This is a genomic window from Marinobacter sp., from assembly GCF_052091845.1.
GTDB lineage: Bacteria > Pseudomonadota > Gammaproteobacteria > Pseudomonadales > Oleiphilaceae > Marinobacter.
Genome location: NZ_JBQDCO010000005.1, coordinates 93760 through 115234 on the forward strand (window position 1 = coordinate 93760; position 21475 = coordinate 115234).

A 21475-nucleotide genomic window follows, 5' to 3' on the forward strand; every position below is an offset into this window, starting at 1 on the left:
TAGACCGGTTTGTATGGCTAAAAAAACGTTTTTTGTAACAGGCACAGACACCGGGGTTGGCAAAACCATGGTATCTGCTGCAATTCTGGAAGCTGCCAATGCGGCTGGTAAGCGCACATTGGGAATGAAACCGATTGCCTCTGGCTGTGAAAGCACACCAGAGGGATTGCGCAATGAGGATGCACTTATTCTTCAACAGTCGGCCAGTGAAACCATAACTTATGATCTTGTAAATCCCGTTGCCCTGGCTCCTGCCATTGCCCCCCACACTGCGGCTGCGCAGGCGGGGCGCGTTATTTCTGCGGACCGCCTGGTAGGGTTTTGCCGTGGTATGCAAATACGCCCGGCAGACCTCTTGTTAATTGAAGGTGCAGGTGGTTGGCGGGTTCCGCTGAATGATCGCGAAACCTACTCAGCCGTGCCGCAACAACTTGGTGTGCCGGTCATTTTAGTGGTTGCGCTCAGGCTCGGTTGTATAAATCAGGCACTGCTCACTGTGGAGGCAATTTGTAACGATGGCCTGGCTTTGGCTGGCTGGGTGGCCAACCATGCTGAGCCTGAGGCCATGAACTGCGAGCAGGAAACCCTGGATTACCTTTTAGCGCACATTCCAGCCCCCTGTCTCGGCGTGTTGCCCTGGGCAAAGGGCGCGCGGCCAGAAACGTTAAGTGGTAATCTCAGGCTGGATGGGTTGTTTGAAAATTGACCAACAGTGTGGCCTAATAGCGTTAATTAATGGTCACGGGAAGCTGCAGTCATGATCAATAATACCCTCGCAGTAGGTGTTCAAGGCGTTCAGGATGGCATGTACGGCATGGAGAATGCCGCCCGAAAAATTGCCCACGCCGGCACCGATGGCCCCCAAGGCAGTGCCGAAACCGGAAGCAGCCTTCTTGAGCCAATAGTCGATCTCAAGCTTTACGCGCGCAGTGTGGAGGCCTCCGCACAGGTGGTGAAGACGGCCGACGAAACCCTTGGCTCGCTTTTAGATATTATGGTCTGAGTCTTAAGTTTGTGAGCCCACTATCGTCACTTCCTGCCATATCCCCATACTCCTCTGGAGTGGGTTCGGGTAGCGCCTCAGCTAACTCGATATCTGATCCGGCATCTAGTCCTAAATCCAGAGAGTGGCCCGATTCTCAATCCGGCTCGCGATCCAGCTCTGCAACCCCTGCTACCGAATCGCGTAATGCTGACAAAGAGGTTGGTGGGCTTGATGAGGCCCAGCTAAAGGAGCTCGCCGAACTTAAAGCCAGAGATCGCGAAGTGCGCGCCCATGAGGCTGCACATCAGGCAACCGGTGGCCCACACGCAGGTGCCATGTCGCTTACCTATCAGAGAGGCCCGGATGGAGCCCAGTATGCGGTAGGTGGCGAGGTGTCAATCAGTATGTCGTCGGTTGATGGTAACCCCCAGGCAACCATCGAAAAAATGCGAACCGTTCGTGCCGCGGCGATGGCACCGGCACAACCCTCCGGCCAGGATCAAGCCGTTGCGGCGCAGGCAATGCAGGTTATGCTGCAAGCTCAATCTGAGCTTGCAGCGGAGCAAGACGCCACAGATCCAGCAGCAAACGTATCTGCAAGCGACAATCAGGACTCCTCTGCCCGTTTTCAGGAAAGCGACAGCGAGCAACCTTCCAGAACCGGCCAGCAAGCCAGAAATACCTACCAGAATATTGCTGACTTCGGGTCAGAACCCGCCCCCGGGATGGATGGGTTTTTATCTATATCCATCTGATTTAACTATTTGATAGCCTGCTAACTACAAAGCTGCATTATTGTTAATGCCTCTTTCGCCCAAAACGGCCCAAGGCCCGATCATACGGCGTTCATATGCATGTGTCCTGGGTGTGTGGCACCTCTTTAAAGCGTGCGCCAGTGACTAATCCCTACACAAATTGTTCAGCCGGCTATTGACAATTCTGTGCCTCTAAACGTATGTTTCAAACAAGTGTTTCATTAATGCTGCAGCGTACAACGTTGCAGTTCTGAGCAACCCCAAGGCCACAAGCTGTTATACCTTTTCAGCCAAGACCGAAAACCGAGGTGGTTTACATGCCTGAGTACAAAGCGCCCCTGCGTGATATCAAATTCGTAATGAACGAGCTGCTCGACAGCGAGGCCCACTACGCCAGTCTGGAAGGCGCAGAAGATGCCACTCCGGATATGGTTGATGCCATTATCCAGGAAGGTGCGAAGTTTGCTGAACAGGTATTGTCTCCGCTGAACGCGGTTGGCGATAACGAAGGCTGCACCTGGAGTGAAGACGGCGTTAAAACGCCAACAGGTTTCAAGGAAGCCTACGACCAGTTTGTAGAGGGTGGCTGGCCATCACTGGCGGCCGACCCCAACTATGGTGGTCAGGGCCTGCCGGATTCGCTGGGTATTGTCATGAGCGAACTGAATGGCACGGCTAACTGGTCCTGGGGCATGTACCCAGGGTTGAGCCATGGCGCGATCAACACCATCGAAGCCCATGGCACCGAAGAGCAAAAGCAAACCTATCTCACCAAAATGATCAGCGGTGAGTGGACAGGCACCATGTGTTTGACCGAGGCCCATTGTGGCTCGGATCTGGGCACCCTGCGCAGCAAGGCAGAGCCTAATTCAGACGGCTCCTACAGCATTACCGGCACCAAGATTTTCATCTCCGCCGGTGAGCACGACATGACTGATAACATTGTTCACATAGTGTTGGCGCGTTTGCCCGGTGCACCGTCGGGTACCAAGGGCATTTCCCTGTTTATCGTACCCAAGTGCCTACCTGCCAGTGACGGCTCTGCCGGAGATCGCAACGCGGTATCTTGCGGCTCTATCGAGCACAAAATGGGTATTCACGGTAACGCCACCTGTGTAATGAACTTTGATGGTGCCAAAGGTTGGTTGATCGGGCCGGAGAACCGGGGCCTGAACTGCATGTTCACCTTCATGAACGTGGCTCGTATTGGTACCGCCATTCAAGGTTTGGGCGCCGCCGAGCTGGGTTTTCAGGGATCGTTGGCTTACGCCAAAGACCGTCTGGCCATGCGCTCACTGAGCGGACCCAAAAACCCCGACGGTATCGCAGACCCCATCATTGTTCACCCTGATGTCCGCCGTATGCTGCTGACCCAGAAAGCGGTAGCAGAAGGTGCCCGCGCGCTGATTTATCTGACTGCACAAAAGGCGGATCTGATTGAGCGCGGCAAGACAGAAGAATCGCGTAAAGAGGCCGATGATCTATTGGGCTTCCTCACACCAATTGCCAAGGCATTCCTGACCGAGATTGGCTACGAGGCCGCGAACCTGGGTATGCAGGTCTTTGGTGGCCACGGATACATCTCCGAGTGGGGCATGGAGCAGAATGTGCGTGATGCCCGCATTGGCATGATCTACGAGGGTACTACTGGCATTCAGGCGCTGGACCTGCTTGGCCGTAAAGTGCTGATGACCCAGGGTGAGTCGCTCAAGGGCTTCACCAAACAGGTGCATAAGTTCTGCAAGGAAAACGCTGATAACGAGCAGATGAAGCAGTTCATTGAGCCGTTGGCAGAGCTCAACAAAGAGTGGGGCGACCTGACCATGAAAGTGGGCATGACCGCCATGAAGAACCGCGAAGAAGTCGGTGCTTCATCTGTGGACTACCTGATGTACTCCGGTTACGCGGTGTTTGCTTACCTGTGGGCCCGTATGGCCAAAATCGCACAGGACAAGCTGGCTGAAGGCACCAGTGAAGAGATGTTCTACACCGCCAAGGTGCAAACCGCTCGCTTCTACTTCACCCGCATGCTGCCGCGCACCAAAGGGCACGCAGTAAGCATGATGGCGGGTGCCGATACGCTGCTGGACATGCCAGAAGAAGCTTTCGCACTTTGATCATGGCTCTGACCCTGAAAATTGCAGAAAGTTGACCGGTAACAGATCAAAGCCCGAGCTCTCAGGAGCCGGGCTTTTTTCATGAGTTATCAGCAGTTTTGCGATAGAATAGCCACCATAAAAAACAGCAGAACCGGATACACAGTGCCGGCAGGCGAATGGGGATTAACCTTTTAACGCCCCCTTACAGACAGATTGATTTTTGAATTTGGAGAGTTTAAATGGCCGATTACCAGGCACCCTTACGTGACATGCGCTTTGTACTGAACGAAGTTTTTGATACTCCGGCACTTTGGGCTTCACTGCCCAAAGTTGCAGAGAACGTAGATCCGGAAACGGCAGACGCGATTCTTGAGGAAGCGGGTAAAATCACCAGCGGCGTACTGGCACCATTGAACCGCGAAGCAGACGAGCAGGGCTGCAAGTGGAATCAGGGCGAAGTAGCCACGCCGGACGGCTTCAAAGAAGCGTATCAAACGATTGTAGAGGGTGGCTGGAACGGGTTGGGCGGCAATACCGAATTTGGCGGTATGGGCATGCCTAAAACACTCGTGGCTCAATTTGAAGAAATGATGCAAGGCGCCAATATGGCCTTTGGCCTTGCGCCTATGCTGACGGCGGGTGCCTGCCTTGCAGTCGATGCCCACGGCAGCCAGGAACTGAAAGAAAAGTACCTGCCCAACATGTACTCGGGCGTTTGGTCCGGGGCGATGGACCTGACCGAGCCCCACGCCGGAACCGACCTGGGCATTATTCGGACCAAAGCCGAGCCCAATGACGACGGCTCGTTTAACGTCACTGGCACCAAGATTTTTATCACTTGGGGCGAGCATGACATGGCAGAAAACATTATCCACCTGGTACTGGCCAAGCTGCCGGGCGCACCTAAGGGTCCCAAGGGTATTTCCCTGCTGTTGGTTCCCAAGTTTCTGGTAAACGAAGACGGCTCCCTGGGCGAGCGTAACAGCCTCGCGTGCGGGTCCCTCGAGAAGAAGATGGGCATCAAGGGCTCTGCCACCTGCGTGATGAACTTTGATGGCGCGAAAGGCTGGCTTGTGGGTGAAGAGAACAAAGGCTTGAATGCCATGTTCACCATGATGAACTATGAGCGCCTGGGCGTGGGAATTCAGGGCATTGGTGCAGCGGAAGCGTCGCTGCAGAGCGCACGGGAATACGCCATGGACCGCACTCAAAGCCGTGCACCCACCGGCGCGCAGCAGCCTGAAAAAGCTGCTGACCCTATCCTGGTGCACCCGGATGTGCGACGTATGTTACTGAGCATGAAAGGCTACGTTGAAGGCGGTCGTACCTTCTCTACCTACGTGGCGCAATGGCTGGATATCGCCAAATACGCAGCCCCGGCGGAAGAAGATCGTCGCAAGCACGCCGAAGGCATGGTGGCGTTGCTGACCCCGGTTGCCAAGGCCTTCCTGACCGACCGTGGTCTGGATGCCTGTATCATGGGGCAGCAAATATTTGGTGGCCACGGTTTCATCCGCGAATGGGGCCAGGAGCAGTTGGTGCGTGATTGCCGTATTACCCAGATCTATGAAGGCACCAACGGTATCCAGGCACTGGACCTGATGGGGCGCAAGGTGGTGGGCAGCCAGGGCAAGTTGTTCGAGCTGTTCGCCGAAGACGTGGCAAGCTTTATTGAAGAAAACAGCAGTGACGAAAACCTGCGCCCATACCTGGAGCCACTTGCTGCGGCATTCGAGCGCCTGTCAGATGTTACCGAGCATGTCATCAAGCAGGCCTCCCAGGATCCGGACGCAGTGGGTGCGGCTTCCGTAGACTACCTGGACCTGTTTGGCCTGACTGCGCTGGGCTACATGTGGGCGCTTACGGTGAAGGCAGCGGCACCCAAAGCCGGTAATGACACCTCTGGTTTTTACAGTGGCAAGCTGAAAACCGCGCGTTTTTACTATGATCGCCTGTTACCGAAAACGGTTTCGTTGGCGGAAGGTATTCGCAGCGGAAGTGATTCGATGATGGCTTTGACCGCCGACGAATTCTGATTTTTTCGCAGTCGGTGTAAGCAAAAAAGCAGGCCTTGGGGCCTGCTTTTTTGTGCTGTTTCTTCTGGTTTTGGCCCGGTGCAGGTTAACGTTTGGCTGCGAGCAGGGCGGACATATCCCGCAGGTAATGCCAGGGAGAAAGCTCGTCAAAGCCTTTTGCGGCACGGTCAATCTGACTGCAGAGGTTGATAGCCTGCTGCAGCTGCATCGGGTTCAGCCTTCGGGCAGCCTGCTCCAGTGCCCGGGCGCGTTGAGGCTGAAAGACGCCGCGTTTTTTGAAAAATGTGGCAGGGCTCTCGTTTTTATTGCTGCCCGTTTTAAGCTCCAGGAGAAGATTTAAATCCCGGGTTAACACCGCCAACAGCCCGAGAGGGTTTTCACCTTCCTGTTGCAGTACACCTATGACCTTGCCGGCGTGGGCTGCCCGGCCGGTAAGCAATTCGGTGACCAGCTCAAAACCATTGAAGCGGGAGCTGTCCTGAACGGCTTGCTCAACGGCTTCTTCGTCAATGGTTTTGCCGTTGGTAAAGAGGGATAAGCGATCCAGTTCCTGGCTGGCGGCCAGAAGGTTGCCTTCAAGCCGTTCGGCTAGCATGGTCAGTGCGCCGCGGGTAAGGCTCAGGCCCTGGTTTTTAGCTCGCTGCTGAAGCCAGCCCGGAAATTTATCTGCATCTACCGGCCATACAGGTATATGAACACCTTTGGCCTGCAGCTCTTTGTACCACTTGCGGCGGGTTTCAGCAGCATCCAGCCGGGCGCTGATGAGTAGCACAATAATGTCTTCGGGGGGCTGCTGCAGAACCCGTTCCAGCACGGCACGGCCATCCCCCAGCTTTCCCGTGGGTAGTCGGATCTCGATCCTGCGCCGGTCAGAAAACAGCGACATGGCGCTGAATTCTTCTGCAACAGAACCCCAGTCAAGGTGTTGATCGGCGTGGAAGGTGAGTCGATCATGAAAGCCGGCGTCTTTGGCGGCCCCCCGGACCAGGTCACAGCACTCCTGCACCAGAAGCGGTTCATCTCCGGATATCAGATACACAGGCGCAAGGCCTTTGCGAAGAAGCTGGGGAAGTTGGCCCGGGTTTGTCTTCATGGAGTGTCGGTTTGCGTGTTATCCGCGGTGCCAGCCGCTTCATGGCTGGCACGAATGTCCTGGAGCCGTTCCTGTGTAATGGGAGCCAGCCGGAAAATGATCTGCTGCGCCAAACGGTCGCTTAGCTGGCGCCGCAGATTTTCTTCTTCCCGTTGTTTGGCGAGCACGTTGGTTTCGTCGTATCTGTAACTTTCGCTGGCTGTGAGACGAGTGCTGGCGATAATCGGAACCTTGTCGGCACTGATCAGTTCAAGATCTACCGAATGCCGAAGTGTGTACTCGGCCGCCGCTGCCTGAACGGTTATTGCGGAAGCCCGGCGATCCTGCGCAAAGTTCTGGATTTTGAGGTGATAGCTCGCCTTTTCGCCGGATGCCAGCTCCACGCCTCCCAGCTCAAGCTGTTCGCGAACAGATTGGCAAAGGCTTGCAGGCACAGGGGCCTTGCAAAGCAGGTTTAGGGGCTCCAGTGCTGAAGAAACCGGAGGGGCACCCCGTAACTGAAACCCACAGGCCGCCAGACTAACGGCCATCGCGCTGACGGAAATCAGTCGGGCTGCATTTTTGTACAGGGTGCAGAGGCGCATATTAGTTGGCCACCACGTTCACCAGCTTGCCGGGCACAACGATTACCTTGCGAACCGTCGCGTCTGTAGTGAAGCGCACAATGTTTTCATTCTCCAGAGCCAGGGCCTCCAGGTCCGCTTTGCTGATATCGGCCGGAACATCCACCTTGGCGCGTACCTTGCCATTTACCTGCAGAACCACCTGAATCTGGCTGCGAACCATGGCGGTTTCATCGGCGACTGGCCAGGTGGCGTCTACAACCGGGTCTGTGTGCCCCAGGTTTTGCCAAAGTGTGTGGCAGATATGAGGCACAATCGGCGACAGCATCAGCACGGCTGTTTCCAGCGCTTCCTGGCGGGCTGCGCGGGTTTGTGGCTCGTCACCGCTTAGCTTGCTGACACCGTTCAGCAGCTCCATAACTGCTGCGATAGCCGTGTTGAAGGTCAGGCGGCGGCTGACATCGTCGCTCACCTTGGTAATGGTTTCGTGGGTTTTACGACGAAGATCTTTTTGCTTGTCGTTTAATGCGCTCGCATCCAGTGCGGGGGCAGGGCCACCGGCTACCTGTTCGCTCACCAGGCGCCACAAACGCTTAAGAAAACGGTGAGCGCCTTCCACAGCGCTATCTGACCATTCCAGGGATTGTTCCGGTGGCGCGGCAAACATCATGAACAGGCGCACTGTATCGGCGCCATGGGCGTCGATAATCGATTGCGGGTCAATGCCGTTGTTCTTCGATTTGGACATTTTGGTGACACCACCGGTCATGACCGGCTGTCCGTCTTCCTTGTGCACAGCGCCAACAACCTGGCCCTTTTCGTCTCGCTCAACCGTTACATCTGCGGGTGCAATCCAGGTAGTGCCGCCTTTATTATCTTCGCGGTAATAGGTCTCGGCCAGCACCATGCCCTGAGTCAGAAGTTGTTTGAACGGCTCCGGGCTGTCTACCAGGCCCACATCACGCAGGAGTTTGTGGAAGAAACGGGCGTAAAGCAGGTGCAGTATGGCGTGCTCGATGCCACCGATATACTGATCCACTGGCAGCCAGTAATTGGCAGCAGCCGGGTCAAGCATACCCTTGTCGTAATTCGGGCTGCAGAAACGCGCGTAGTACCAGGAAGACTCCATAAAAGTGTCGAAGGTATCGGTTTCCAGAGTGGCCGGTTGGCCTTCGAACGTCGTTCTTGCCCACTCAGGGTTGGCTTTTAAGGGCGACTGAACACCGTCCATTTCAACGTCTTCCGGCAAGCGAACCGGTAGCTGGTCGTCCGGTACGGGGCGTTGGGTGCCGTCTTCCAGGGTCATCATCGGAATGGGCGCGCCCCAGTAACGCTGGCGCGACACGCCCCAGTCACGCAGGCGGTAGTTGACGGTGCGCTTGCCAATGCCGGTCTCTTCCAGGTGGTCGGCAATGGCTTCAAACGCTTCGTCGCTGGTCAGACCGCTGTATTTGCCCGAGGAAACCAGCACGCCTTTTCCGGAAAACGCCTCTTCCTGCACATCAATGTCGCGGCCATCACTGGCGGCAATCACCTGCTTGACCGGCAAGCGATACTTCACCGCAAACTCATGGTCGCGCTCATCGTGCCCCGGCACTGCCATCAGTGCGCCGGTGCCGTAATCGGTGAGTACAAAGTTGGCGACCCAAACCGGAATTTCTTCCTGGTTGAGAGGGTTGATGGCCATGAACCCGGTATCCACGCCTTTCTTTTCCATGGTCGCCATGTCAGCTTCAGCTACCTTGCTGTTGCGGCACTCTTCAACAAACGCTGCAACATCCGAGTGCCGCTCAGCGGCTGCCCTGGCCAGAGGGTGTTCCGCAGCAACCGCCATATAGCTCACGCCCATCAAGGTGTCCGGGCGAGTAGTGTAAACTGTAAGGCCGTCTTCGCTGTCCTTCATGGGAAAGGTCAGTTCAGTGCCCACGGACTTGCCAATCCAGTTACGCTGCATGGTTTTGACCTGTTCCGGCCAGCCATCCAGATCGTCCATGTCGTTCAGCAGTTCTTCCGCGTAATCGGTAATGCGAATAAACCACTGAGGGATTTTTTTCTGCTCTACCAGTGCGCCGGAACGCCATCCGCGGCCGTCAACAACCTGTTCGTTTGCCAGAACCGTCTGGTCGACGGGGTCCCAGTTAACAGTGGCCATTTTTTTATACACCAGGCCCTTTTCATAAAGGCGGGCGAAGAACCACTGTTCCCAGCGATAGTAATCCGGCTTGCAGGTGGCCAGTTCGCGGCTCCAGTCGTAACCAAAACCCAGCTGTTTAAGCTGGTTTTTCATGTACTCGATGTTGGAGTGGGTCCACTTTGCTGGTGCACTTTTGTTGGCAATGGCTGCGTTTTCAGCAGGCAGGCCAAACGCATCCCAGCCCATGGGTTGCATTACGTTTTTGCCCAGCATGCGCTGATAGCGGGAGATTACATCGCCAATAGTGTAGTTGCGCACATGCCCCATGTGCAGTTTGCCACTGGGGTAGGGGAACATGGACAGGCAGTAGTACTTCGGCTTACCCGGCTCTTCCCGAACCTCGAAGGTTTTGTTCTCTTCCCAGAACGTGCGTGCATTGTGTTCTACATCGCGGGGATTGTACTGCTCGTCCATACCTGCCATTACCAAAGTTACCCTGTATAAAAAAGATGTGCGAAGCGGTCAAACATTCTAACGCACACAGGGCGTAACAGGTAGCCTGCCAAAACGCTTAGACTGTGCCATGATGAGAGTTATGGTGAAGGCCGGCGGCAGGTGGGGCTCTCCGGGACACGCCGTGAATCCCCCTGGCGGGGTCCGGCCAGCAATCATAGATTGCTGTCGTTCAGCGGCGCATGAAGCTTTGCTTCATAAACGCTTGCTTCACCCAAGTAGGCTTGACTGCAGCATCCCTGCTGCAGACAGTCCCGGAGAGCCCCACCTGCCGCCGGCCGGCAAACTATGAGGAGCAGTCAATGACAGACAATGAGCGAAACCATCTCTCAGGCAAGGCACTTGAAGCCTATGATCGCATGCTTGAGCAGGTACAGGGCCGCCTGCGCACCATGCAGGAAACCACCCTGGAAACTCTGGAAGAGGAAGTAGATAACGCCATCGAGGCAGAGCAGGAACTGGAGGAAATGACCAAGGATGAAATCAGTCTCCTTGGTACCTACCTCCAAAGGGATCTGGAACACCTTATTCACTTTGTGGATGAAACCGGTGAAGGCCTGGCAGAGTGGTTGCAACTTGATATGTCGCTACTGGAACAGCGGCTGACCGAGCGCTTGTTGTCGGTGGCCGACCAGACTCTGGTGGACACACTTGCACTGAGGCAAAAACTGGAAAGCCACGAAGCCGGGCAGTATATCGCCGGTGAGGTTGCCACAGCTGGCATGTTCCAGTGCCTGAACTGCGAACACATGCTGTGCCTCACATCCACCAGTCACCTGGAGCCTTGTGACGCTTGTGGTTCACAATACTACAAGCGTGTGACCAGCCACTGGCCACGAAAAGAGAGCTGAATTTATCCGCCGGCAAGCAAGGACGGCTTGCCCAGGACCTTTAGCGCGACGCAGGAGCAATAAGCGCTAAAGGGCGGAGCCGAGCCTACAGGGATGTACTTGTGGCGTGTTTTGAAAAGCTGCCCGACCTTGGCTGTGTGCTCCCAAGCGGCAGTGGCAGAAAATCAGTCCTTAGGAATAACCCGCTCTCGAACAAACACAATCAAAATCAACGCCAACGTCAACACCGGCCAGGATGCTGTCGACATATAAGGCGTACTGCCACTCGCCTTGAACACTTCACCCGTCAGTACAGCCCGCTCAAACTGCGGAATGCGCGCCGTAATCTGCCCCTTGTTATCAATGATCGCCGTCACTCCATTGTTGGTGCCACGAATCATATAACGCCCGGTCTCCAACGCCCGCATACGGGCAATCTGCAAGTGTTGCAGCGGCCCCACAGAATCTCCGAACCAGCCATCGTTGCTGATCGTCAGTAACAAATCCGTATTCACCGCGTTGCGTGCAAGAAAATCCGGGTATGCCACTTCATAACAAATAAACGGCATCACCCGAGTGCCATTGGCCTCTAAAGGCCCCTGGTTTTCCGGGCCCCGGGTAAAGCTCGACATAGGTAAGTCAAAAAAGCCGATCAGCCCCCGCAGAATACCCTCAAGCGGAACATACTCCCCAAAAGGGACCAGCTTCTGTTTGTGGTACATGCCTTCGCCGTTTCCGATCGCGGTAATACTGTTGTGAAACGTAAAACCATCGGCCCGCTCACTGTAGCCGTACCAGGGAATGCCCGTTATCAGCGTGCTCTCGTCGCCGAGCGTCTCCTTGATATGATCAATGATCTTACCCGCCTGATCCTGAGGAATAGGAATCGCCGTCTCCGGCCACAGAATCAGATCCGTGTCCCAATAGGTTTCCGTCATGCCCAGGTAGGCCACAATCTGATCCTTCAAAAACTCCGGATCCCACTTGATTTGCTGTGGAACGTTGCCCTGCATAGCTGCGACCGAAGTAGGTTCAGTGCTGAGATCTGTCCAGTCAACGCGGTTGAGTGCCGGGGAAAGAAGCCAGGGAACCAGTGTCAAAACGGCCAGAATACCTGCGCTGGCGTGGCGTTGCTTATACACAAGCCAGCCGGCTGCAAACATGGCAGCACCGCTGGCAGCGATCAGGAAGGTGAGGCCGTGCACACCCATCACCGGCGCCAGCCCGGCTAGCGGGCCGTCGGTGTGGGCGGTGCCCAGATACAACCATGGAAAGCCGGTTAGCAGCCAGCCACGAAGCCAGTCCCCGAGGACCCAGATAGCGGGGAAAAGAATAAGCCTTCGCATCGCGCTGTTCCTGGCCAGTTTGCCCCAGAACCAGAAGGCCAGGGCAGGGAACAAGGCCAGGCCTGCAACAAACAGCACTGTGAGCAATATCGAGACAGGAATCGACGTATTGCCGAATTCACTAATACTGATGTAAACCCAGCTTGCCCCCGAGCCAAACAGCCCCATACCCGTGAACCAGCCTGCCGGGAAGAGCCTTCTTGCCGCCAGGGGAAGGGTGGCCAGCACAATGAGCAGCATGGAAACCGGGCCAAGCCACCAAACATGGAATGGCGAAAAAGTCAGGGTCTGCAACGCGCCGGCTACCACAAGGGTTGCGGCATTTAACCAGCGGTTGGAGAGAAACGGGTGAACTGGGGGAATAAGGGGTTCTGAACGGTCACTGCTCACTACGGGTTACCTGTAACAGACGGATGACACGGTTGTCGGCGTTGGCAATGGTAAAGCACAACCCGCCGAATTCAACTGTTTCTCCCCGCCTGGGCAGGTGCCCGAACTCTTTGAGGACGACGCCACCCACCGTGTCGAATTCTTCTTCATCCAGCCCGGTATTGAAAAACTCGTTAAAATCGTCAACCGGTGTGACGGCTTTTACGGCGTAAGAGCCGTCGCCTCGAGTCTTAATGTGTGTTTCTTCGTCGAAATCGTGTTCATCCTCGATTTCGCCAACGATCTGTTCCAGAACATCTTCAATGGTTACCAGGCCTGCTGTTCCGCCGTATTCATCCACAACAATGGCCATGTGATTACGGTTTTCCTTGAACTGCTTGAGAAGCTGGTTCAGGCGCTTGCTCTCGGGAACAAACGTAGGCGGGCGCAGCAGTTCGCGAACGTGTGACCAGTCCATATCATCATCGAGGGCTAACGGTAGAAGATCTTTGGCGAGAAGAACACCGACGACATCATCCTGGCTGTCGCCAATAACCGGAAACCGGCTGTGGGCAGAGGCGATGATTTCATCCAGGTACTCTTTCGGATCCTGAGAGGCGCGAACGGTGACCATTTGCGAGCGTGGAATCATGATTTCATCCACCCGCATGTCCACTACCTGCATGGCACCTTCGATGATGCTCATGGCATCCACATCGATAATAGCCCGGGATTCGGAATCTCGCAGAACTTCCAGTACGTCTTCGATAGATTCAGGCCCACTGGAGAAAGCATGTGATATACGCTCCAGCCAGGACTTGTTGCTGCCCTGACTGTGACTCGACTGGTCGTCGCTCATGAGTCTTTTACCGTTTCCTCTGCTGCGTAGGGATTGCCGAACCCAAACTGTGCCAGCAACCGGATTTCCAGGGCCTCCATGGCCTCTGCGTCTTCATTATTAATATGATCATAGCCCTGAAGGTGAAGCATGCCGTGCACAACCATGTGTGCCCAGTGAGTTGCGGGTTCTTTGTGTTGTTCCCGGGCTTCACGTTCCACTACCGGAGCACAGATAACCAAATCTCCGGCTAATGCCACCGTTATACCGGGTGGCGCTTCAAATGGGAAGGACAACACATTCGTGGGTTTATCCTTGCCACGGTACTGATGATTCAGCGCCTGGCCCTCTTCAATATCGACAATGCGAATGGTTACCTCAGAGGGGGCTTGCCCCAGCCAGGCTGCTTGAGCCCACGCTTGAAACTGGGATTCATCCGGCAGGCCAGGTCCGGAAAACATGTTTTGAAGATCAACCGTCAGTTCACTCACTGTTTACGGTCGCTCCCTTTATCGTGACCGTCATCAAGGGAGTCGTAGGCTTCTACGATCCGTTGAACCAGAGGGTGGCGGACAACGTCTTTGGCTTCAAAGCGGGTAAAGCCTATGCCTGTCACCTTGCTGAGTACGCCTGCCGCATGAATCAGCCCCGAATTCTGACCACGGGGCAGGTCGACCTGTGTGGTATCGCCGGTGATCACAGCTGTGGAGCCAAAGCCGATCCGTGTGAGGAACATTTTCATCTGCTCACGGGTGGTGTTCTGGCTTTCATCCAGAATAATAAACGAGTTATTCAGAGTGCGACCACGCATGAAGGCCAGAGGCGCAATCTCGATCACGCTTTTTTCAATTAGCCGTGTAACATTGTCGAACCCGAGCATTTCATAAAGGGCGTCGTATAGCGGTCTCAGATACGGATCTACTTTTTGCGCCAGATCCCCGGGCAAAAAGCCAAGTTTCTCGCCTGCTTCAACAGCCGGACGTACCAGCAAAATCCGTTTAACCTGCTCGTCTTTCAGAGCTTCCACCGCACAGGCAACGGCCAGCCAGGTTTTACCCGTGCCAGCAGGGCCAATGCCAAAATTGACATCGTGGGAGCGAATGCTGTGTACATATTTTTGCTGATTCGCCCCGCGGGGTTTGGCCACGAGTTTCGGGGTTTTGATGGTGGTGACGGCGCCATCGAAGGGGACATCTTCGGGCAGTCGTTCGAACCCGGTTTCCCGGATGTATAGATGAACGGTATCCGGTGAAATGTCTTCTGTGGCTTCGGTTTCCCGATACAGGTGCCGGATGACTTCTACGGCAGCGGCCACGTGTTCGGTTTCACCTTCCACACGAAAATGATGGCCGCGGCGGCCAACTTTGACCTGCAGGCGTCGTTCGATGTGTTTCAGGTTCTCGTCAAACTGGCCGCATAGAGTGGCCAGTCTGCGCTGATCTACTGGATGTAAATCGAATTGTCTGGAATCGTTGGTGTCCAAGTTTTCTCCGTTTATACTCCCGGACTATCTGGAACGGGAGTATGCAATGCTGATTGTCGTGCAACGGCTGGGGCGGGAAACGCCTCCCAAAAAGCGCCCGTGAATACGTCCATGTAGGGCTCGGTCGGGCCATCCTTGGCCCTCCACGTTTTTGGGAGGCGTTTCCCGCCCCAGCCGTTTCCTAACTATGTGCAGGCCGCTGACATAAAAAACAAGTGCGGTGCAGTGTTTACTTTTAAAATCGATGTCGGATAAATCAGTGGGATAGAGGATGGTGAGTTCTGTTTACTGTCATGCTACGCCTAGGCTTGCCGAGAGCGGTGGTGGCTCCCTCCCAAAAATGTAGAGGGCCATGGATGGCCCGAAACAAGCGCACATGGATGTGCTCGTAGCGGTTTTTGGGAGGGAGCCACCACCGCTCTCAAACACCAAGACTCAAGCACATAGGAGCCAAAGCCTAATACATCTCCAAATCAACAGGCAAACCACGCAGAGAGTTCGTGTAGGCCTCTACAATCTCCACGTCGATAAAGTTGCCGACAATCTCCGGATTCTCGTGCCGGAAATTTACAATTCGGTTGTTCTCAGTGCGCCCGGAATACTCACCTGGGTCCTTCTTCGACAGGCCAGTCACCAGAATTCGCTGGGTGGAACCCACCATCTTGCGGCTGATATCCATCACCGTCTGGTTGATGCGATCCTGCAGGATTTTCAGGCGCTGCTTCTTCACGTCCATCTCGGTGTCGTCTGGTAAATCCGAGGCGGGCGTACCCGGGCGAGCGCTGTAAACGAAACTGAACGACATATCGAAACCGATATCGTTGATCAGCTTCATGGTATCTTCAAAATCCTTCTCGGTTTCACCGGGAAAGCCGATAATAAAATCTGAAGAAAAGCTGATGTCCGGGCGAATCTTGCGCAAGCGGCGGAGTTTGGATTTGTACTCCAGCGCCGTGTGGCCCCGCTTCATGGCCGCCAGAATGCGATCAGAGCCACTTTGTACAGGCAGGTGCAGATGGCTGACCAATTCAGGAACCTGCTCATACACCTCGATCATTGCATCGGTAAACTCCACCGGGTGCGAAGTGGTGTAGCGAATACGATCAATGCCGTCGATGGTGGCAATAAGGGTGATCAGTTCTGCCAGATCCATGAAATCGCCGTCGTGGGTTTCGCCCTGATAAGCGTTCACATTCTGCCCCAGCAGATTCACTTCACGCACGTTCTGGCTGGCAAGGTGCGCGACTTCCGCTATTACATCGTCCGCAGGCCGGCTGACTTCCTCACCGCGAGTGTATGGCACCACGCAGAAGGTACAGTACTTGCTGCAGCCTTCCATAATCGACACAAACGCAGAAGGGCCATCGGCACCTGGCTCTGGCAGGTTGTCGAACTTTTCGATTTCCGGAAAGCTCACATCCACCACGCCCACGCCGTTACCTTTCATACGCACTTCGGTAATCATATCCGGCAGGCGGTGCAGGGTTTGCGGGCCGAAAACCATATCAACATAGGGCGCACGGCTGATAATAGCCTCGCCTTCCTGGCTGGCCACACAACCGCCAACACCAATGATCAGTTCCGGTTTTTTGGTTTTCAGTTTTTTCCAGCGACCCAACTGATGGAACACTTTTTCCTGAGCTTTTTCTCGGATGGAGCAGGTGTTCAGCAGCAGAATATCAGCGTCGTCTGGGGAATCGGTCATCTCAACCGCTTCGCCCGTTTTTAACAAATCGGCCATGCGCGATGAATCGTATTCATTCATCTGGCAACCGTGGGTTTTGATGTATAGCTTTTTGGCCATGGGTCTCAACACAACTGGATGTATGTGGTGCCTGGAATTTTGAACAATCCGAATTGGGCACACTGAAAAGAAGAACTGGGTATTATAACGGCGTGATCATTCCGTAACCAGCGTTGTCTCGGTAAACTGCCAGTATTGCTTTTGTATCACTCGGGGTTTCTACAATTGGTGCAGGAAGCGGTTGGGAAGAGGCCTTCCAAAAAACGCCCGTAAATACATCCTTGTAGGGCTTGGTCGCGCCATCCTTGGCGCTCCACATTTTTGGAAGGCCTCTTCCCAACCACTTCCCCGAGCTTTAGGAGTGCAGTCTCTTTTTCATTTTGTCAGGATTAGCCCGCGTATCCAGAATCGCGATAACGGAGACTTCTTCTTCATTGATGTCGTAATAAATCAGAAAAGGAAAACGCTTTGAAGGGCAGCAATAATACCCCAGCTTTTGTTGGTGGATGCCACCGAAAAACTCGAGAGCTTCAAGATCTGTGATAATTGAGCTGGAAAAATATTGCCCCAGGCCAGCAACAAGCTTTTCGTAGAAATGAATGGCAGAGTTGAAATCCGCTAAGGCTTCATCCGTGAGCCTGACCTTTCGATGCTTCATCCCTGAGCGCTGCGCTCCTTCAGTTCGTCCAGACTTGTATAGCTAACCTTACCTTCCTGGATCTTGGCCGTGCGCCTCTGCAGTTCGCCTCGGTGCCACTCCGGTGGTTCCGGCAGGCTCTCGTCGCGCGTGAGCGATTCCCAAAGCTGTTCCATAGCATGAACTTTTTCAAGGTCAGTCATCCGATCGATATTCTGCATAACTCCCCCTTTTTACAATGCAGCCGAATAAAAGCATGCCACGAACCGCAAATACATTCACGAATAAAGAGGCCAAAAATACATGAAATTCAAGTTAAACCCGAAACGTCAGATCGGCCCGGGGTGTGCTGAGGCTTTCTGCCGGAAAAAGATGTCTGAGCGCAGCGAGTTGCTTTTTCCAGAAGAAAGCCTCGCGACGCCGCGGAGCCTGCCTCACAAGCCTCAGGCAAACGAGGCCCGAGCCGCCCGCCCAAGAAGGGAGTTAGTCCCCCCGATTCTCAAGATACCGCTCCAACTGCTCCCGCAAAGCCTTAGGCAACCGGGTAATCGTAAGCGCATCGGTATCGCGATCATAATAAATCGCCTGATTTACCAGATCGGAAGAAAAAGAAACACTCATACCCCCGCCAGACCCGGCAATACGCACCAGCTTCTTCACCTTCCGATGATCCGGGTGCAGCACACCACTCTCGGGCATCTCCTCCGATTTACTCGCAAACTCCTTAAAACGCTCCGGCTCGTCCTCATCCAAATAACCAGACAACGCCTCAATAGCAACTGGCTCACCCAGCGCATGCTGCTCCTTACAAAACTCATAAGCCCGGGTACGAACCTCGCCGGCCTTCTCTGGCTCAGAGGACTTGGCAAACGCCTCCACCGCATCCAGGAACGTGAGGGTTTCCTTCTCCACATCCACTTGATTGGTAAAGCCGCACAGCCGAATAAACAGCTCCCCCGGCTCGCCAGTGCCACGAGCATGAACCAACGTAAGGTAATTCTCTGCTGCGTTTTCTCCCAGCCAGTCATCCAGGTCAACACGTACAGCCAGATTCAGTCGCGATGTGCTCAGCACATCCGTTGTGTCCAGTGCCTGATTGCCATCAAAGCGCAGGGCTCCGTCGCTTTCCATAATCAGCATATACACAACATCTGAATCTGCCAGCGCCTCGTGAACCACCACAAGTTGCCCTTGAAACTCTTCCTGGGAACCCGTTAGTAACTCCTGCCACTGCCCGAACAACCGGTCAGTGAAAGACGCAAAACTCTGCTTGTCCTCAAGATAGTCCTTCAGCCAGCTTGCAAACGGACTCTCGCCAATATCATCTGAAAACCGCCCGTACTTTTTGCCCGGCTTGCTGTTAAACAGTCGCTTCATCTGCTTATGCAGGCCCTCATAATCGCCACCCGGCTCCTGCAGCGCTTCACCACTTTGAAGGCGGGCAGGTTGCCCCGGCTGATACTGACTGGAAAACGCGGTGCGCAGATGCTTGATGGCCATAAACAGAGAATTCCCGAATTAAGAAACAAAAAAGCCCCGAAGGAAACCTTCAGGGCTACAGATTCTGCCACGTACAACAAATACATTCACGATTAATGCGAGGACTGCCTGGCTTCTATCAATGCGTCAGGCGCTATAAATACTTGTTCAGGTTTATACTCGCTTGTCGCGTACCAACTCTTGCACAAGAGCTGCGGCAACACCTGAAACTTCCTCTGTGCTGTCAGCCGTTATCGAAACATTGGCAATGTCAGTACCAAGGCTCACAACAATCGCTACCAGCCCATAGGCCGTTAGCAGTTGTGCAGTGCGACGACGGTCGTCGGCATCACCGGCATTATCCTCGCTCAGGATCACCGGCGTTTTACCTTGGTCGAACAGGGCGCGCTCAACGGCGAGAGCAAGGGCGTGAGCCTGCTTACCGGAGCAGCCGATAATCATCGGCTTTTGCGCCAGCCGGCGCTCACGTTCCTCAGGGCTGACAGGCTCCAGAGTGCCTGCGGTATCTGCCAGGCCATCGATCATGCCAGCGCCAACCGTTACGTTGGTGAGCCTGTCGATCACAATAAAACTGCCGGTAGCGTGATTACGCTGGTAGGCATCAAACGCGATGGGTTGGCTCAGGGTGAGGTCGCACAGGCCTATCTCATTTACTTGTAGCAAGTCTGGGTTGGCATGCTGCTCCAGCGTATTTACATCCGTTTGATAATGGATTCTGCGAACCGTACCCGATGTAAACGTGGGGCCAAGTTTGATGTCATACAAACGCCCGGTTTGCAGAGGCGCGTCCGTCATCCATACAATGTTGGCTTTGAAACGGTTGCCCACCTCGGGTTCGTCTTCTGGTTTCACCAACATGTCACCACGGCTGATATCAATCTCGTCTTCCAGCGTCAGCGTGACTGCCTGATCAATATAAGCTTCCTCAAGGTTGCCATCGAAAGTTACTACTTCCTTGATGGTGCTTGTGCGCCGTGAGGGCAGGGCCATAACCTTGTCGCCCGGGCGGATCACGCCGGAGGCGATCGTGCCGCAGAAGCCACGGAAGTTGAGGTCGGGGCGGGTGACGTACTGCACCGGGAAGCGGAAATGCTCCAGGTTCTTGTCGCGACCCGTCTCCACGGTTTCCAGAATGTCCATCAAAGGCTGGCCGCTGAACCAGGGGGTGTTTTCGCTGCGGTTGACCACGTTATCGCCTTCCAGCGCCGAGATGGGCACAAAGCGGATATCGTTCAGCCCCAGCTGCGCGGCGAAGGCCAGGTATTCTTCCCGGATTTCGTTGAAGCGGTCTTCGCTGTAATCCAGCAGATCCATCTTGTTCACTGCCACAATGATGTGCCGGATGCCCAGCAAAGACGCAATAAACGAGTGCCGCCGGGTTTGGGTCAGCACGCCGTGGCGGGCGTCGATCATCAGAATGGCAACCTGGGCCGTGGATGCACCGGTGGCCATGTTGCGGGTGTATTGTTCATGCCCCGGGGTATCGGCAATGATGAATTTTCGCTTGTCGGTGGAAAAGTAGCGGTAGGCCACATCGATGGTGATGCCCTGTTCCCGCTCGGCCTGCAGGCCATCCACCAGCAGCGCCAGGTCGAGCTTTTCGCCGGTGGTGCCCATTTTGGCGCTGTCGGTTTTCAGGCTCGCCATATGGTCTTCGTAGATCATCTTGGTGTCGTGTAGCAGGCGGCCAATCAGCGTGCTTTTGCCGTCGTCCACGCTGCCACAGGTAAGCAGGCGCAACAGTTCCTTGTTTTCGTGCTGCTTGAGGTAAGCCTGAATATCGTCGGCGATGAGATCGGATTGGTGTGACATATCAGAAGTACCCTTCCCGCTTTTTCTGTTCCATGGAGCCGGCCGAATCGTGGTCTATCACGCGGCCCTGTCGTTCTGAGCTGGTGGCCAGCAGCATTTCCTGAATGATCTCGGGCAGTGTGTCTGCCTCGGATTCGATGGCACCGGTCAGTGGATAGCACCCGAGGGTGCGGAAGCGGATGGATTTCATCATCGGCTTTTCACCCTCTTCCAGTGGCATGCGGTCGTCATCCACCATGATCAGTGAGCCGTCGCGCTCCACCACCGGCCGCATCGCTGAGTAATACAAGGGAACAATTTCGATACCTTCCAGATAGATGTACTGCCAGATATCCAACTCGGTCCAGTTGGAGAGAGGGAACACGCGAATGCTCTCGCCTTTGTTCACCTTGCCGTTGTAGGTGTTCCACAGTTCCGGGCGCTGGTTTTTCGGGTCCCAGCGATGATATTCGTCACGAAATGAGTAAACCCGTTCCTTGGCCCGGGATTTCTCTTCATCCCGGCGGGCGCCACCGAAGGCGGCATCAAAGCCGTACTTGTCCAGAGCCTGCTTAAGCGCTTGGGTTTTCATCACGTCTGTGTGTTTTGCACTGCCGTGGGAAAACGGCCCAATGCCCTGATTCACGCCATCCTGGTTGGTGTGAACAATCAGATCCAGCCCGTATTCCTTGACCTTGCGATCGCGAAAATCAATCATGTCCCGGAACTTCCAGGTGGTGTCCACGTGCATCAGGGGGA

General features: G+C 54.8%; 19 protein-coding genes. 6 read left to right on the forward strand and 13 right to left on the reverse strand.

Annotated elements, in window-relative coordinates:
- Positions 1–13: 13 nt before the first annotated feature.
- The 5 genes from bioD (at position 14) to ACTHYN_RS03035 (ending at position 5875) form a co-directional block, all read left to right on the forward strand.
- The gene (gene bioD / locus ACTHYN_RS03015; RefSeq protein ID WP_441811022.1) at positions 14–706 is read left to right on the forward strand and encodes a dethiobiotin synthase; all 693 of its coding nucleotides are present in this window, start codon (positions 14–16) and stop codon (positions 704–706) included.
- Between the two features lie 51 nt (positions 707–757).
- Complete coding sequence (locus tag ACTHYN_RS03020; RefSeq protein ID WP_441811023.1) at positions 758–1003, forward strand: flagellar biosynthesis protein FlgE; 246 nt, start codon at positions 758–760, stop codon at positions 1001–1003.
- A gap of 11 nt (positions 1004–1014) precedes the next feature.
- Positions 1015–1740, forward strand: coding sequence for a putative metalloprotease CJM1_0395 family protein (locus tag ACTHYN_RS03025; protein WP_441811024.1), 726 nt, complete (start codon positions 1015–1017; stop codon positions 1738–1740).
- Between the two features lie 317 nt (positions 1741–2057).
- Positions 2058–3857 carry an acyl-CoA dehydrogenase C-terminal domain-containing protein gene (locus ACTHYN_RS03030; RefSeq protein WP_441811025.1) on the forward strand — a complete coding sequence of 600 codons (1800 nt, stop codon included), beginning with the start codon at positions 2058–2060 and terminating at the stop codon, positions 3855–3857.
- 221 nt (positions 3858–4078) lie between these two features.
- Positions 4079–5875, forward strand: a complete 1797-nt coding sequence (locus ACTHYN_RS03035; RefSeq protein WP_441811026.1) for an acyl-CoA dehydrogenase C-terminal domain-containing protein — start codon at positions 4079–4081, stop codon at positions 5873–5875.
- 85 nt (positions 5876–5960) lie between these two features.
- Here the strand turns inward: ACTHYN_RS03035 and holA are convergent, their stop codons facing one another.
- Genes holA through leuS form a run of 3 tightly spaced genes read right to left on the reverse strand, consistent with a single transcriptional unit; the run spans position 5961 to position 10139 of the window.
- Positions 5961–6968 carry a DNA polymerase III subunit delta gene (holA, locus tag ACTHYN_RS03040; protein WP_441811027.1) on the reverse strand — a complete coding sequence of 336 codons (1008 nt, stop codon included), beginning with the start codon at positions 6966–6968 and terminating at the stop codon, positions 5961–5963.
- A complete protein-coding gene (locus tag ACTHYN_RS03045; protein ID WP_441811028.1) occupies positions 6965–7552 on the reverse strand; it encodes an LPS-assembly lipoprotein LptE in 588 nt (195 codons plus the stop codon). Before ACTHYN_RS03045 ends, holA begins: the two co-directional genes overlap by 4 nt.
- 1 nt (position 7553) lies before the next feature.
- Positions 7554–10139, reverse strand: coding sequence for a leucine--tRNA ligase (gene leuS, locus ACTHYN_RS03050; RefSeq protein ID WP_441811042.1), 2586 nt, complete (start codon positions 10137–10139; stop codon positions 7554–7556).
- 341 nt (positions 10140–10480) lie between these two features.
- Between leuS and ACTHYN_RS03055 the strand changes: the two genes are divergently transcribed.
- Positions 10481–11029, forward strand: coding sequence for a zinc ribbon-containing protein (locus ACTHYN_RS03055; RefSeq protein WP_441811029.1), 549 nt, complete (start codon positions 10481–10483; stop codon positions 11027–11029).
- Positions 11030–11193: 164 nt separating this feature from the next.
- Here the strand turns inward: ACTHYN_RS03055 and lnt are convergent, their stop codons facing one another.
- From lnt to cysD, 10 genes are all read right to left on the reverse strand, one after another.
- Complete coding sequence (gene lnt / locus ACTHYN_RS03060; protein ID WP_441811030.1) at positions 11194–12744, reverse strand: apolipoprotein N-acyltransferase; 1551 nt, start codon at positions 12742–12744, stop codon at positions 11194–11196.
- Complete coding sequence (locus ACTHYN_RS03065) at positions 12734–13582, reverse strand: HlyC/CorC family transporter (RefSeq protein ID WP_441811031.1); 849 nt, start codon at positions 13580–13582, stop codon at positions 12734–12736. The genes lnt and ACTHYN_RS03065 overlap by 11 nt, the downstream gene beginning before the upstream one ends.
- A complete protein-coding gene (gene ybeY / locus ACTHYN_RS03070; protein ID WP_441811032.1) occupies positions 13579–14052 on the reverse strand; it encodes an rRNA maturation RNase YbeY in 474 nt (157 codons plus the stop codon). Before ybeY ends, ACTHYN_RS03065 begins: the two co-directional genes overlap by 4 nt.
- Positions 14049–15044, reverse strand: coding sequence for a PhoH family protein (locus tag ACTHYN_RS03075; RefSeq protein ID WP_441811033.1), 996 nt, complete (start codon positions 15042–15044; stop codon positions 14049–14051). Before ACTHYN_RS03075 ends, ybeY begins: the two co-directional genes overlap by 4 nt.
- Before the next feature lie 457 nt (positions 15045–15501).
- Positions 15502–16848: a tRNA (N6-isopentenyl adenosine(37)-C2)-methylthiotransferase MiaB gene (gene miaB / locus ACTHYN_RS03080; RefSeq protein WP_441811034.1), complete on the reverse strand. Its 1347-nt coding sequence runs from the start codon at positions 16846–16848 to the stop codon at positions 15502–15504.
- 295 nt (positions 16849–17143) lie between these two features.
- Positions 17144–17446 carry a type II toxin-antitoxin system RelE/ParE family toxin gene (locus ACTHYN_RS03085; protein WP_441811035.1) on the reverse strand — a complete coding sequence of 101 codons (303 nt, stop codon included), beginning with the start codon at positions 17444–17446 and terminating at the stop codon, positions 17144–17146.
- Positions 17443–17646, reverse strand: coding sequence for an addiction module protein (locus tag ACTHYN_RS03090; RefSeq protein WP_441811036.1), 204 nt, complete (start codon positions 17644–17646; stop codon positions 17443–17445). The genes ACTHYN_RS03085 and ACTHYN_RS03090 overlap by 4 nt, the downstream gene beginning before the upstream one ends.
- A gap of 262 nt (positions 17647–17908) precedes the next feature.
- Complete coding sequence (locus ACTHYN_RS03095; protein WP_441811037.1) at positions 17909–18925, reverse strand: nucleoid-associated protein; 1017 nt, start codon at positions 18923–18925, stop codon at positions 17909–17911.
- A 153-nt stretch (positions 18926–19078) separates the two neighbouring features.
- Positions 19079–20737 (reverse strand): sulfate adenylyltransferase subunit CysN, encoded by a 1659-nt coding sequence (gene cysN, locus ACTHYN_RS03100; protein ID WP_441811038.1) that lies wholly within the window; start codon positions 20735–20737, stop codon positions 19079–19081.
- 1 nt (position 20738) lies between these two features.
- On the reverse strand, positions 20739–21475 hold a 737-nt coding region (gene cysD / locus ACTHYN_RS03105), incomplete at its 5' end, for a sulfate adenylyltransferase subunit CysD (RefSeq protein ID WP_441811039.1).